This window comes from Clostridium sp. AM58-1XD, assembly GCF_003464085.1.
In the GTDB taxonomy this organism is placed as follows: domain Bacteria; phylum Bacillota; class Clostridia; order Lachnospirales; family Lachnospiraceae; genus Lachnoclostridium_A.
The window spans coordinates 35,888-48,642 of the sequence record NZ_QSDR01000002.1; the positions used below are offsets into that span (position 1 = coordinate 35,888).

A 12,755-nucleotide genomic window follows, 5' to 3' on the forward strand; every position below is an offset into this window, starting at 1 on the left:
GTGCTGCTCCTTTCTCATTCAATCATCAGTGCGGATGTTTCCGTTATGAGAAAATCCATCCGTTTGTCATGTGTTTCAGCCGGAACGCTGGAAGCCGTCTGGAAGTCGAAGCAGTATCCGACTGCCGTATGCTCCCGTTCCCTTTCAAAAAAGCGGTCATAATAGCCGCCTCCATAGCCGATTCGGCTGCCGTCCGTTCCAAAGGCTACTCCCGGAACAATGACCGGGCACGTCAGAGAACGTCCCCCCGAGGCTTCAGCCGCAGGAGCACAGGTGTCTTTCGGCTCCAGAATTCCCATGGTTCCCGCTGTGCAGTCCTCAGGTGACGCAATCTCATAAAAATCCATATGTCTTCCCGATACGCGGGGTACGGCCGTGCGGATGCCATGTTTCCAGCACCAGCTGAAAATCTCCCGAGTTCCCGCCTCCTTCTGCAGATCCATATAGCAGTAGAGCCATCCCGTCTCATGAAGCAGACAAAATTCTTCCAGCAGCTTCACTGCCCGCGCAGCAGTCAGGACGCTTTTTTCTTCCTTTTCTTCTGCCGTCAGCTGTATGCGCTTCTCTTTTATATATATGCGGATTCCTTCTTTATTTTCAGTTATTGTGTGAAACATCCGCGTCACCGTATTTCTTCCCCAGATCCGTAATGCTTCCGTCTGCTTCCTTTACGGAGATATTGTTGAGCGCAGACCTCATGTTTTTGCGGATTGCCTCGATGTATTCTTTCCTCAGGGCCGCCTGCTCCGCTTTTTCCTCTTCCGTCAGGCCGACTGCCTGGGATTTGTGATACAATGTATTGATACGGTCTATTTTATCCTGATTCATATTCTCCTCCTAATACTGGTTGTTGATATAGTCCATCAGATCAAAGTCCAGGTTGGCGTGGGCTAAAAACAGGGTGCCCTTCGTTTCTCCTGCTACGATTTTTTCTACAATTTCCACATCGTCTCCATTGGCTATGATCATATCGGAACCGCTGTCGGTTGCAATTCTGGCGGCAGCCAGTTTGGCGGCCATCCCTCCTGTTCCCACATCGCTGCCCGTAGACGCTTTCCCCATTTCCAGAAGATCTGAGGTGATCTCTCCCACATAACTGATAAAACGTGCATCCGGATTCGAGCGCGGGTCATCGGAATACAGACCGTCGATATCGGAAAGCAGGACCAGCAGGTCAGCCCCGATCAGCGCAGCTACGATCGCAGAAAGCCTGTCATTATCACCAAACTGAATTTCGTGGGTGGAAACCGTATCATTTTCGTTTACAATCGGGATCGCACCCAGTTTCAACAGTTCATCAAAGGTATTCTGCGCGTTGTATCTCGTGTTGTCATTGACCATTGTATTTTTTGTAAGAAGCACCTGAGCCGCCGTCTGGTTGTACTCAGAAAATATTTTCTGATATACCATCATCAGTCTGGCTTGACCAACAGCGGCGTAAGCCTGCTTCTCCGAAATGGTAACCGGCCTGGTTTTACTTCCGAGAGCCTGCCTTCCTGCTGCAATTGCTCCTGATGATACAAGCACTACGTCTTTTCCGCTGCCCTTCAGATCACTGATTACCCGAACCAGCTTTTCTATTTTCATGAGATTCAGGTCGCCTGTTTCCGGATGGGTCAGAGAGGACGAACCGATTTTTATAACGACTCTCTTTTTATTCTTTAACTGGCTTCTGCTCACAAGTTCTGTCTGTTCCATCTGACAATGTCCTTTCTATATCACGGCTGTTTCCGCCTGTTTTTCCGAAGGGTTCATACCGCCTGCATATCTCCTCCGCAATGCGCAGTCCGTCCATGGCTGCAGAAGTAATTCCCCCTGCATACCCCGCTCCTTCTCCGCATGGAAACAGGCCTTTCAAACTGCTTTCAAACCGGCTGTCCCGTTCAATCCGGACGGGAGAGGACGTACGGCTTTCAATTCCGGCAAATACAGCATCCGGACGGTTAAACCCGCGGATCGTACGGCCGAACGACTCAACACCTTCCATCAGCGCTTCGGAAAGGTAAGATGGAAGGATTTCCCTCAGATTGGCAAATGCATACCCGCCTTTCATCTGGAGCTCCACTTTGCCGAGTCGTTCTGTTGCTTTATTTTCTTTAAAATCACCATACAGCTGAACAGGAATTTTTCCATTCCCGATCCGGTATGCCGCCTCTTCCAGCTGTCTCTGATAAGCAATACCTGAAAGAGGAGAATCGCCAGGGAAATCCTCCGGAGTCACGGTCACGATTAAGGCGCTGTTGGCATTTTTTCCATCTCTTGCATGATTGCTCATTCCATTCACTGCAAGCCTGCCTTCTTCCGACGACGCGTTCACCACGTATCCGCCCGGACACATACAGAAAGAATAAACACCTCTTCCATTGGAAGCCTGGTGGGTCAGTTTGTAGCTGGCGGCGCCGAGAATCTCTGCGCCTTTCGGACCATACTGGGAAATGTCGATCATCTCCTGAGGGTGCTGAATCCTCAGTCCTACGGCGAAAGACTTCCGGCTCATGGGGACCATCCGGCTGTTCAGCATCTCAAACGTATCCCGCGCGCTGTGACCCACGGCCAGAACGGCCGCCTCCGTATGAACGGTTTCTGTTCCGTTGACTATCAGTCCTGTAATTGTTCCGTTTTCTGTAATCACATCGGTTACCTGGCTTAAAAAGCGGACCGTTCCGCCAAGTCTTATAATCTCCTCCCTCATGGAGATTACGATTTTGCCCAGTACATCTGTTCCTATATGAGGCTTATTCTGATACAGAATGGCGGGATCGGCTCCGAATTCCACAAAGAGTTCCAGAACCTTTTTATTTCTTCCCTCCGGATCCTTTACAAGGGTATTCAGCTTTCCGTCGGAAAACGTTCCGGCCCCGCCTTCGCCAAACTGTACGTTGGAGCGAAGATCCAGCGCCTGCCCATTCCAGAAACGCTCCACCTTTTCCCGGCGCACTTCTACTGCTTCTCCCCGCTCCAGAATGACTGGCATATAACCGGCTCTGGCAAGCATGAGTGCGCAGAAAAGGCCGGCCGGCCCTTCTCCGATAATTACAGGGGGGCGTGGAAAGCCTGCTGCTGCCGTGATCCGGGAACCGGTAGGAAATTCTCTCCGCCTTCCCCACATTTCTGTTCTTCGCCTGTCTGATCAGGCGTTCTTCCCTGTCTGCCTGAACGTCAACAGAATAAATATACAGAATCTCATCCTTTTTCCTGGCATCCACGGACTGTTTTACAACTTTATATGATTTTATGGATGACGCAGGAATATGAAGCGTCCTTCCGATTTTTTCCTCCAGATCCTTTTTTGTATGGCGGATCGGTAATTTCAACTGGTTAATCCGAATCATATGTACGCTCTCTTTCTTTTATATTCTGGCGTCCAGACGCCGCAATTCCGGCCAGACTCCCGCTGGACCAGGCCCACTGGAGATTATAGCCTCCACAGATTCCGTCTACATCCAGAAGTTCTCCCGTCAGATACAGGCCCGGGACGATTTTAGATTCCATCGTATCACTGCGGACTTCTTTCGTATCGACTCCGCCGCAGCAGATTTGGGCATTCGCAAACGGTTTCGTTTCCCTGACTGCTGCACGAAAGCCGTGAATCTGCCTGCTGAGGGTCAGAATGGCTTCCGGCTTCACCTCAGACATCCGGATTCCTGCCGGTATTCCGGCCCGTTTCATCAGCACTGCCGCCAGTTTTTTATTCAGCACACCGGTGAGGAAATCTTCTCCCATCCGGTAGCCTGCCATTTTCCATCTGGCAAGAAGAAAATCTTCCAGTTCCTTTTCTCCCATGGAAGGAAGAAAATCAACAAATACAAAAACCTCCTGATGTCTGTCCAGTGCCTTTGCGGCATAACGGCTGATCTGAAAGGTGGGAATACCGGAAATTCCATAGTCCGTCAGCTGGAGTTCTCCCATGTCACTGGCTGTCTCTTTCCCGTCTGCAAAAAGCGTCAGTCTGGCTTCCGTCCGGATTCCAGCCAAAGCCTTATATTCTTTTCCCTCACAGATGAGCTGAACGAGGGCAGGAAGCGGCCGGATAATCCGATGTCCAAGGGATTTTGCAAGGTCATATCCGCTTCCGTCAGAACCGGTAACAGGAGCTGCTTTTGAACCGGCGGAAAGGATCAGGCCTCGCAGGTAAAATGCACCGGCCGTTTAGATCCTTCCTGTATTTGGACGCATGATACTTCGAAGGCCCTTCCGGGACGGACTGCCTTCACATGGCAGCCGCATACCATTTCAACGCCCAGATGCTCCGCCTCCATGCGGAGCGCGTCCAAAACAGAAGAAGCCTGTTCGGAATTCGGATAAATGTATCCGTTCTTTTCCCTAGGCAGAATTCCAAGTCCTTCAAAAAATGCGAGTGTATCTTCTACGGAAAAATGCCGGATTGTATCCATTGGAAAGCCGGGATTGTCACTCCTGTAACAGTCTTTTGTAAGATTCCTGTTGGTCATATTGCACTTGCCGTTTCCGGTAGAGAGTATTTTTTTCCCCACCCGGTCCATATGTTCCAGCACTGTTACGCGGGCGCCTCTTCCTGCCGCCTGAATCGCCGCTGTCAGTCCCGAGGCTCCGCCGCCAACAACAATAATATGCTTTGCCATCTTTCCGCTCCTTTTCCCCTGTCTTTTTACTGCTCATTTTTCTATAAGTGCTATCTTAGCATAACGGCCCAAATCTTACAATTATCAATTTGCTAAAAAAGGAAGGTTTCTGTCACCGGATTTTGTTCCGAGGCAGAAACCTTCCCTTTTTCAGCTGGTGTAGGATTCAAGATAGCTGAAAATGTCCATCATGGACGAAAACCATATTCCGGCCCTTAGTCTGGCCTGTTCATCTTCTGGAAAATCGGTTATAGGTACGTGCGTATAAAGGCAGACCGTACTTTTATCTTTGCAGAATACCAGGAGAAAATTGTCTTCGCAAACGAGATAGTATTTATTGATCGATTCCTGGTTTGCCGGTTCTGCTTCACTCTCCTCTTCCGAGGAACTCTCTGCCAGATGATTCTCAACGGCTGTTTCGGAACTCATAATTTCATTTTCCTGGCTTTCTTTTTGTCTTTCACTGTATTTCCTGGCGCCATATCCTACTGCTATGCAGACAAGACTTACGATCAGAAATAATAAGAGACAGAATCTATACTTTTTCACGGGATTACCCTTCCTTTCACCGGAGCATTCCGTTCCGGACGAAATATATTCAGTATAGTATCTGCCTCTTAAAAACAGTTTATACAAAAACTGCTATTTTATTTCTTTTGAACATGTCGTTCCTGAGCAGGTATATCCACTCACATCATATCTACCGTTTTACATTAAATGCAGTTTCCTGGCTATTTGGAAAAGCCGCGTACCGCCCGGCATTTTTTTCAGTTCCCTCTCATCGATACAGTGCAGCTTAATCAGAAGAACGCCGTATACCGCCACGGCAACGAGAATTGCAGCCAACGTTCCAACCGCATTTTTGCGGCAGACTGCAAAGACTCCATGATACGTACCGTATGATGCCGCTCCCATGAGCAGCGCCGCGATTATAGGAAGAAGAAATGTCTTTTTCACCTCCTGGCGATAGTGAAGGTATCTCCGGATCGCCGCTGCATTCAACTGGCACATCAGCAGTGAGAATATGATATTTGCGAACACCACGCTGTAAAGCCCCCATTTGAACACCAGAAGCATGACTTCAAGAGCTCCTATGTGGACGATGAGGGAAATAGCAGCATTCTTCATCGGTACATTCATACGGTTGATTCCCTGCAAAATGGCATTGCTCACCGTGGAAAGAGAGAAAAATACTACGGCTAGCGCACCCGATATGGTGATCTTGATTAAAAGTTCATTCTCCCCTCCGGTAAACAGCAGGTTGTTGATCGGTCCCGCAAGAACACAGAGACCGACTGCAGAAGGAATTGCAATGATCATGGAAAACCGGATTGCAGTCTGGACCTTGTCGATGGTCTCCCTTCTGTCATGGCAGGCTACTGCTCTCGTAAGCGATGGGATCAGAGAAGAAGAAAGAGCATTTGATATCGCTACCGGTATATTGAAAAGCAGATGGTACTGTCCGAATGTTCCCCACTGGGTTGCTATTTCCTCCATCATTCCCAGCTTTTCCATGCCATGGGAAAAGAAATAATTATCCACAACAGCGCTCACATTATAAACGGCGCTGCTCAGCACGATCGGCACGATGGTCATCGTCATAATCAGCGTAACATGGCGGTAAGAATCGAGACGTCGCGATGTATCTTTTCTTTTCTGGCGGCGCAGCACAGGCCGGTACATCCAGAAAAGCAGAAGGAAAAACAGAAAGGCAGCAAGAGCTCCTGCTCCCGTTCCAATCGTTCCCCCTGCCGCACCGTAAGCATAGGCGTAGTTTTCACTGTCATGTACTGCATTTGCTGCCAGACCTTTCGTAAAAAGGAAGCTGGCGGCTCCGATACTGACCACCGCATTCACAAGCTGTTCCAGTATCTGGGAAATCGCTGTCGGAACCATATTTCCTGTTCCCTGAAAATATCCTCTCAGTACGCCAAGATAAGCCATAATCCAGATTGTCGGCGCAAAGGCCTGCATGGCGTATCGGCAGTATGGCATTCGGAGAAGTCCTGCCAGGGCGTCAGCTCCAAACCACAGAATAACAGCTCCAATTCCTCCGACAACTGTAGCATACCATAAAGCTGTCTTCAGAATTCTGGCCGAATTTCTGTATTCTCCTCTTCCCAGTTTTGCGGCAACCATTTTGGAAACAGCCGTAGGAAGGCTGTAGGAAGATACGATCAGGAGGATGACATAAATGTCATACGCCGCCGTATAGTAACCGTTGCCTTCTTTTCCTATAATGTTAATCAGAGGAATCCTGTACACCATTCCGATCAGGCGGACGATAATTCCGGCTACGGCCAGAATGCTGCCCTGTATGATGAAATTGGCTCCCTTGCTTTTCTTTCTGTTGGTCTGGCTTGTCTGTGTTGCTTCTCTTTGTTTGATCTGTCTATTCTTTTCCATGAAGTTCTGTCCTTGATTCGTCTTTCGTCGATACGATGCACACCCAGGTTTTTCCTGGATTCAGCTCAATCTCATGATCAGCGAAATCGTAATAATGGGTTACTCCGAACTCGCCGTCCTTCACCCAGTAAACGGGCATGGCCTTGCCATTCGTGGCATAATAGCCCCATTCCCGGTTATGTACATTGATATTCAGATACGGTGTTGTGGCATAATAGCCCTGCTGACAGTACTGAATAATGATATTCTTTGCCGTTAAAGGCCCTTCATCCCCGCTGTGCACGGCGCCGTACTGATAGCGGTGATATAAACCATCATTTTCATCATAAAGAAAATAGGGATTATTCAGCTGATATCCCGGGTAAATCTTATATGCATCTACCGCGTTGTCCTGAGTCAGAATGGTAGGGCTGTCCGGCTTCGCAAAACGGTAATGGCCTGCATAGTCTTCGTCGTAGTCCTGAGAAAATCCCAGATTGTCCGCAGCTGTCTGTACCAGTTTAAAACTCGTATATGCGTTGTGAGGAGAACGCTTGTCCTTGGACCGGTAAAAGGCCGCGCCTCCAGCGCCCTCCAGCGCGTTGATGTCATCCACATACTTGAGGTAAGGCTTCGCAAACGTGCTCTGTCCGCAGTGTGTCAGTATGGCATTGAATTCCCTTGCAAAGTAAATATAATACGTCCTGGCGCTTCTTACGGAGCCAATGCGCTCCAAGTCATCATAATCTTCGATCAGGGCCATATAGCGGACCATTCCGCCCTCCACCGGAGCCTCATAGATGACACCGGCCCGGTTTATTCCATAACTTGGCATGGATTCCTTATCATTGCTGATCATAACAGCAATGGGCCTGCGGTCCGCTTTTGCCACATCTACCATCTCTCCTGTGAGGTAGCTCTGAATTTTTCCGTCGACTTCGATTCTCTCATCGGGAACCTCTGTCTGTGTTTCGTTCGCTTCAGGCTCGGCAGCTGTTGTCACTTCGATGATCTCTTTCGTCTCTTCCTCCATATCTGCTTCCGGAACGGATACCAGACGGTTTTTACTCTGACAGCCGGTCAAAAGATAGACCATACTGAAAACAGACAGCGCCGCAATGAGAAACCTCCCCCGTTTTTTCATCGCCTGTACCCCCTTCTTTCCAGGATTTCCTCCTGTTTCCTCTCCATCACAATCCGTTCTTCATCCGCCATATGATCATATCCGCACAGGTGAAGCATGCTGTGAGCCACCAGAAATGCAAGTTCCCTCCCTTCTGAATGGCCATACTTTTCTGCCTGTTCTTCCACCTTGTCCACGGAAATCACGATGTCCCCCAACATCAGCTCTCCGGTCTCCGGATTAAAATAATCTTCTGCATAGTCTTCCAGTCTGCTGAAATCAGACGGCGTTTCGTAATCCACCATTGGAAAGGAAAGTACATCCGTAGGACTGTCAATCTGCCGATGATCGCGGTTGATCTCCCTTATACTTTCATTATCGGTGAGAATCACACTGACCTCGGCCTCGTAGGGGCAGCCCTCGTAATCCAGGGACTCTTCCACCACGTCTCTGATAATCGTCTCATATGGGAGTTCCAGCTTTTTTTCGGCTTCATATTCGATATTGACCGTCATCCTTTTCCCCTCCTGTCCTTAAAGCGCCTAGCGGGCTTTTCATCCTTTTTCTGTCTCGTTTCGTAATCATCATATGCCTGTACAATTTTCTGGACCAGAGGATGGCGTACAACGTCACCGCTGGTCAGCTGGCAGAAGCCGATGTCATCGATTTTGTGCAGAATCTTCATCGCCATGTCCAGGCCGGAGACTGCACCTGCCGGAAGGTCTTTCTGCGTCTGGTCTCCGGTAACGATTACCTTGGAACCAAACCCGATTCTGGTCAGGAACATCTTCATCTGGGCAGGTGTCGTATTCTGCGCCTCATCCAGAATGATATACGCGCTGTCCAGCGTGCGTCCTCTCATATAGGCAAGAGGCGCCACTTCGATCAGCCCTTTCTCCGAATTGTGGAGATAGCTTTCCGCTCCCATAATCTGATACAGGGCATCATAAAGCGGCCTCAGGTAGGGATCGATCTTGCTCTGGAGATCTCCCGGAAGAAATCCCAGCTTTTCCCCGGCTTCTATCGCCGGACGGGTCAGTATGATCCTGTTTACCTCTCCGTTCTTAAATGCCTGGATCGCCATAGCCATAGCCAGATATGTCTTCCCCGTCCCGGCAGGGCCCACGCCAAATACGATCATTTTTTTCCGGATCATATCCACATAATGTTTCTGTCCCATGGTTTTTGGCTTTACAGGCTTTCCGTTGACGGTACGGCAGATAATATCCTTGTCAATTTCAAGAATCTGCCCGTCGTTTTCCGTAAAAGACAGGGAAAGGGCATAATCTACATTCTGTTCTGTTATGGTATTGCCCCGTTTTGACAGCTCAATCAAGTTGTTAAAAACGCTCTTTGCCTTCTGAATCGAAGCTTCCGGACCGATGATTTTCAAAGCTCCATCTCTTTCAATCATGGTCACATGAAGCGTCCGTTCTATTTTTTTCAAATAACTGTCGAACTGGCCACAGACATTCCGCTCATGTTCTGCCGGGATGTCAATGATAGTCTCCATTACGCTCATTTAATTATCTGTCTCCTCTGATTCATTTGATACAGGTTCCTGGCCGTCGTCAGCCGGTTCCTGGATGGTGAGCGGACGGCTTGTTCCAATAGCCTCTTCCGTATCCGCCGTGCAGATAACGGAGAAACCGCCTCCACTTTCTTGTATTCTAACATTATTTCCAATAATCTGCACCCCCTTTTCTCCTAATTTTTCCAAAAACTGTGAATTCACCTCCACCTTCAGCCGTTCTTTTTCATCCGCCGTATAAGGGCGCTCATACGTTTCATACTCTTTTCCTGTGATTTTTCCCCAGTAAAAGGGCAGATAGAAATTGTCAAACAGCCTGGCCTGCTGTTCCTCCATGGTAAATTTCCAGGGAAGATTTTCTTTTTTCTGCTTTCCTGGAATCAGATCAGATGGGGGAATCAGAGAGAATGACGAATGAAACGCCTTTAAGAAAAGCCCTGTCTTCTTTTTCCCCGTATAAGCCTCCACCTTTCTCCAGGAATGAAATGTTTTCTCTTCTTCGGAGATTGTCCTTGCCCGGATATCTGCATCTGCATGGACAGGATGTTCTGCCACTACCGTTTGTGAATCATCCGTCACCGTTACGATACCGGATACCAGGATCTGGCCGGCTTCCACAGTATCTCCCGGCCTTACGGCAGGCGTACCCTGTCGGACGATCATTTTCGTAATGGTTCCACCCTTTTCCGCTACAATATCACAGGGGGACGTATCTCTGACCGGAATCGAGGACAGTACTTCATTTTCTTTTATCTTAACCAGAAGGCGCGTTCCCGATACCTGGGCCGACACCCATGTAATTTCCGAAAATTCTGATCTCATGGCACTTTCCAGTGATTCGCAGCTAACCGTTCCCGCCATCATCCCATAACGGATATTCTGGCTCTCCAGAAAATCCATGAGCGTATCGCTGCTGTAACGGCTGTTTCCGTAGATTTCAATATCCCATATGAAGAGAGACATGCTGTACAGAAAAATGAAAAATGCAAGAAAGCCGATCAATGACAGCTTGCGTTTTCTGTTTCTGTATAAAAAAAAGGCAGACCCAGCTTTCCAATAATTTTAAGCCTGACTCCAGCCTTCCTCACAAGGGCTTTTGCGCGTTTAAAGCCCTCGATTGTCATGTAAAATTCATAGTTGCCATCTCTGCAGACCACGTCCCAGATTTCAATATCCCGGCCGCCGCATATGTTGAAAAAACGCTCCGGAGCACAGCCGGTCATACAAATTCTCAAATACCCCCGGCGGTAATGGCGTAACCTCCCTGCCATATCCATCCCCCTCTTCCTAGATTGCATCCATTTCTACTGAGGCGATCCGCCCCGTGATCTTCATCTCTTCCTTGTCGTAGTACTGAATGGAAAGGCCTTTGCCACGAACGGAAATCTTGCACGTTCTGGCCTGAATTTTCACTTCATTTTCCGTATACAGCAGTATGTTCCTATAATTTTCTATGACCAGGCTGTGTCTTCCTTCCATGGAAACAAGCGCTTCCCCCATGCATACATCCCGGGGAAGTTTCATGGCAGACACAGCCGTTGTTTTAATTTTGTTTGCCATTCTTCATACACCGGATTTTCAATTATTATCAATATATGGGGGAAGGACGGCGATTATACATCGTCCGTCCTTCCGGCGTCTTTTCTTATACCTCTTTGATAAGCCGCTTCCTGCTCCACCTGCCTGTCAGAAACCAGGCAAAAGAAATCAGGTAATTCATTCCCCATCCCATGGGAACGGCATACCAGACGGCCGCTACGCCCCATGCAGCGGCAAAATGATTGGCTACAAACACACGGATACCAAGGTTTACAAGGTTGGCTGCCATATATACGCCCACATCTCCCGCGCCTCTGAGCACTCCGTCCGTAATCGCCTTGAAACCGATCAGCACGAAGAACCAGCAGATAAATGTAAGGTAGGCATTGCCAGTCCCAAAGGCGGCTGCAGCTGCGTCCGTATCCATAAATGCGGAAATAATCTCATTGTGGAAGAGTTTTAAGATCAGCCAGATGATCACCGCAAAACTGATGATCAGACCATAGGCGGAAACATATCCCTTTTTCACCCGGTCAGCCTGTTTGGCCCCCAGATTCTGTGCTGTAAATGTGGACATGGCGTTTCCCGTTGCAATCATGGGAACGATGCAGATCGATTCCACGCGCATACCGGCAGAATATCCTGCCAGAACGGAGGAGCCGAAGCCGTTGACCACGGACTGCACCAGCAGCATTCCTATGCTGACAATGGACTGCTGTATAATGGAAGGTACGGCGATCTGTGTTCCTGTCCAGAGCATGGATGGATCGAATAGTTTTACGGCTCCTTTCCTTGCCTCGTAAGCTTTCAGCCTCTTTCTCAGTATTGCAAATGAGATCACCGCAGACACCCCCTGGGCCATTACGGTTGCGATCGCGGCTCCGGCCACCCCCATATGGAGGTTTCTGATCATGAAAAGATCCAGAAAAATATTTAGAATTGAAGAAAACACCAGGAGGTACAGCGGTATTTTAGACTCTCCAAGGGCGTTGAACGTAGATGCCAGTACGTTATACATAAACAGAAACGGCATTCCAAGAAAATAGATCTGCAGGTATAGCAGAGCGTCATCCATGATATTGTCCGGCGTCTTTAGAAGACGCAGAATCGACGGATTCACAATCAGGCCGAATACTGCCAGGAGAATGCTCAGGCAGAGAAAGCTCATAAGCGCCGTATGAATCGAAGTTTTCATCTTCCCGTAGTCGCCCGCCCCAAGATATTGGCTTGTCAGCACGGAAGCTCCGATTCCTCCACCAATGGCAATCATAATGAATACCGTTGTAAGAGAATAGGAGGCTCCTACAGCAGCCAAGGCATCTTCCCCGACAAACTTTCCGACAATAACCGTATCCGCCATGTTGTAAAACTGCTGAAATAAATTTCCGATAATCATTGGGAGCGCAAACAGGAACAGGGATTTCCCCGGGCTCCCGTGCAGCATGTCTTGTTTCATAATTCACCTCATATCTTATGTTGTACTTACAGGTCACAGCTGTTCAGAACGGAGTATCTGCTCACATGCCTCAGGTTATACAAGAAGATTCAAAATTCCCTGAACAGCCAAAATAATTCT

The 12,755-nt window shown here is 48.6% G+C and carries 14 protein-coding genes and 1 pseudogene; all 15 read right to left on the minus strand.

The annotated features are described in order from the left end of the window. Positions 1-14: 14 nt before the first annotated feature. The gene (locus DXA13_RS01145) at positions 15-617 is read right to left on the minus strand and encodes a 5-formyltetrahydrofolate cyclo-ligase (protein ID WP_118241335.1); all 603 of its coding nucleotides are present in this window, start codon (positions 615-617) and stop codon (positions 15-17) included. After that, positions 598-828 (minus strand): DUF896 domain-containing protein, encoded by a 231-nt coding sequence (locus tag DXA13_RS01150; RefSeq protein ID WP_118241336.1) that lies wholly within the window; start codon positions 826-828, stop codon positions 598-600. The genes DXA13_RS01145 and DXA13_RS01150 overlap by 20 nt, the downstream gene beginning before the upstream one ends. A 9-nt stretch (positions 829-837) precedes the next feature. Beyond that, positions 838-1,698 (minus strand): glutamate 5-kinase, encoded by an 861-nt coding sequence (gene proB, locus DXA13_RS01155; protein WP_118241337.1) that lies wholly within the window; start codon positions 1,696-1,698, stop codon positions 838-840. Positions 1,699-1,747: 49 nt separating this feature from the next. Continuing rightward, positions 1,748-3,332 (minus strand): annotated as a pseudogene (locus DXA13_RS01160) (FAD-dependent protein); the annotation flags it as partial. After that, positions 3,319-4,131 (minus strand): aminoacetone oxidase family FAD-binding enzyme, encoded by an 813-nt coding sequence (locus DXA13_RS22255; RefSeq protein WP_347559647.1) that lies wholly within the window; start codon positions 4,129-4,131, stop codon positions 3,319-3,321. The gene DXA13_RS22255 and the pseudogene DXA13_RS01160, both read right to left, overlap by 14 nt. Beyond that, positions 4,119-4,601, minus strand: coding sequence for an NAD(P)/FAD-dependent oxidoreductase (locus DXA13_RS22260; protein ID WP_278287013.1), 483 nt, complete (start codon positions 4,599-4,601; stop codon positions 4,119-4,121). Before DXA13_RS22260 ends, DXA13_RS22255 begins: the two co-directional genes overlap by 13 nt. A 150-nt stretch (positions 4,602-4,751) precedes the next feature. Next, the gene (locus DXA13_RS01170) at positions 4,752-5,150 is read right to left on the minus strand and encodes a hypothetical protein (protein WP_118241538.1); all 399 of its coding nucleotides are present in this window, start codon (positions 5,148-5,150) and stop codon (positions 4,752-4,754) included. Positions 5,151-5,309: 159 nt separating this feature from the next. Then, positions 5,310-7,007, minus strand: coding sequence for a polysaccharide biosynthesis protein (locus DXA13_RS01175; RefSeq protein ID WP_118241338.1), 1,698 nt, complete (start codon positions 7,005-7,007; stop codon positions 5,310-5,312). Next, the gene (locus DXA13_RS01180; RefSeq protein WP_118241339.1) at positions 6,994-8,130 is read right to left on the minus strand and encodes a DUF3048 domain-containing protein; all 1,137 of its coding nucleotides are present in this window, start codon (positions 8,128-8,130) and stop codon (positions 6,994-6,996) included. Before DXA13_RS01180 ends, DXA13_RS01175 begins: the two co-directional genes overlap by 14 nt. Continuing rightward, positions 8,127-8,624: an rRNA maturation RNase YbeY gene (gene ybeY, locus DXA13_RS01185; protein WP_118241340.1), complete on the minus strand. Its 498-nt coding sequence runs from the start codon at positions 8,622-8,624 to the stop codon at positions 8,127-8,129. The genes DXA13_RS01180 and ybeY overlap by 4 nt, the downstream gene beginning before the upstream one ends. After that, positions 8,621-9,631: a PhoH family protein gene (locus DXA13_RS01190; RefSeq protein WP_118241341.1), complete on the minus strand. Its 1,011-nt coding sequence runs from the start codon at positions 9,629-9,631 to the stop codon at positions 8,621-8,623. The genes ybeY and DXA13_RS01190 overlap by 4 nt, the downstream gene beginning before the upstream one ends. Further along, positions 9,632-10,642, minus strand: a complete 1,011-nt coding sequence (locus DXA13_RS01195) for a sporulation protein YqfD (RefSeq protein ID WP_118241342.1) — start codon at positions 10,640-10,642, stop codon at positions 9,632-9,634. Next, positions 10,639-10,911, minus strand: a complete 273-nt coding sequence (locus DXA13_RS01200; protein ID WP_181995486.1) for a sporulation protein YqfD — start codon at positions 10,909-10,911, stop codon at positions 10,639-10,641. Before DXA13_RS01200 ends, DXA13_RS01195 begins: the two co-directional genes overlap by 4 nt. Before the next feature lie 16 nt (positions 10,912-10,927). Beyond that, positions 10,928-11,200: a YabP/YqfC family sporulation protein gene (locus tag DXA13_RS01205; RefSeq protein ID WP_118241344.1), complete on the minus strand. Its 273-nt coding sequence runs from the start codon at positions 11,198-11,200 to the stop codon at positions 10,928-10,930. An 85-nt stretch (positions 11,201-11,285) separates the two neighbouring features. Next, positions 11,286-12,635 (minus strand): MATE family efflux transporter, encoded by a 1,350-nt coding sequence (locus DXA13_RS01210; RefSeq protein WP_118241345.1) that lies wholly within the window; start codon positions 12,633-12,635, stop codon positions 11,286-11,288. Positions 12,636-12,755: the final 120 nt, after the last annotated feature.

Bases quoted from the DNA above. Each gene is read 5' to 3' on its own strand.
- DXA13_RS01210 (WP_118241345.1), bottom strand. From the start codon at position 12,635: ATGAAACAAGACATGCTGCACGGGAGCCCGGGGAAATCCCTGTTCCTG.
- DXA13_RS22260 (WP_278287013.1), bottom strand. From the start codon at position 4,601: ATGGCAAAGCATATTATTGTTGTTGGCGGCGGAGCCTCGGGACTGACA.
- DXA13_RS01150 (WP_118241336.1), bottom strand. From the start codon at position 828: ATGAATCAGGATAAAATAGACCGTATCAATACATTGTATCACAAATCC.
- DXA13_RS01190 (WP_118241341.1), bottom strand. From the start codon at position 9,631: ATGAGCGTAATGGAGACTATCATTGACATCCCGGCAGAACATGAGCGG.
- DXA13_RS01145 (WP_118241335.1), bottom strand. From the start codon at position 617: ATGTTTCACACAATAACTGAAAATAAAGAAGGAATCCGCATATATATA.
- DXA13_RS01200 (WP_181995486.1), bottom strand. From the start codon at position 10,911: ATGGCAGGGAGGTTACGCCATTACCGCCGGGGGTATTTGAGAATTTGT.
- DXA13_RS01175 (WP_118241338.1), bottom strand. From the start codon at position 7,007: ATGGAAAAGAATAGACAGATCAAACAAAGAGAAGCAACACAGACAAGC.
- ybeY (WP_118241340.1), bottom strand. From the start codon at position 8,624: ATGACGGTCAATATCGAATATGAAGCCGAAAAAAAGCTGGAACTCCCA.
- proB (WP_118241337.1), bottom strand. From the start codon at position 1,698: ATGGAACAGACAGAACTTGTGAGCAGAAGCCAGTTAAAGAATAAAAAG.
- DXA13_RS01205 (WP_118241344.1), bottom strand. From the start codon at position 11,200: ATGGCAAACAAAATTAAAACAACGGCTGTGTCTGCCATGAAACTTCCC.
- DXA13_RS01180 (WP_118241339.1), bottom strand. From the start codon at position 8,130: ATGAAAAAACGGGGGAGGTTTCTCATTGCGGCGCTGTCTGTTTTCAGT.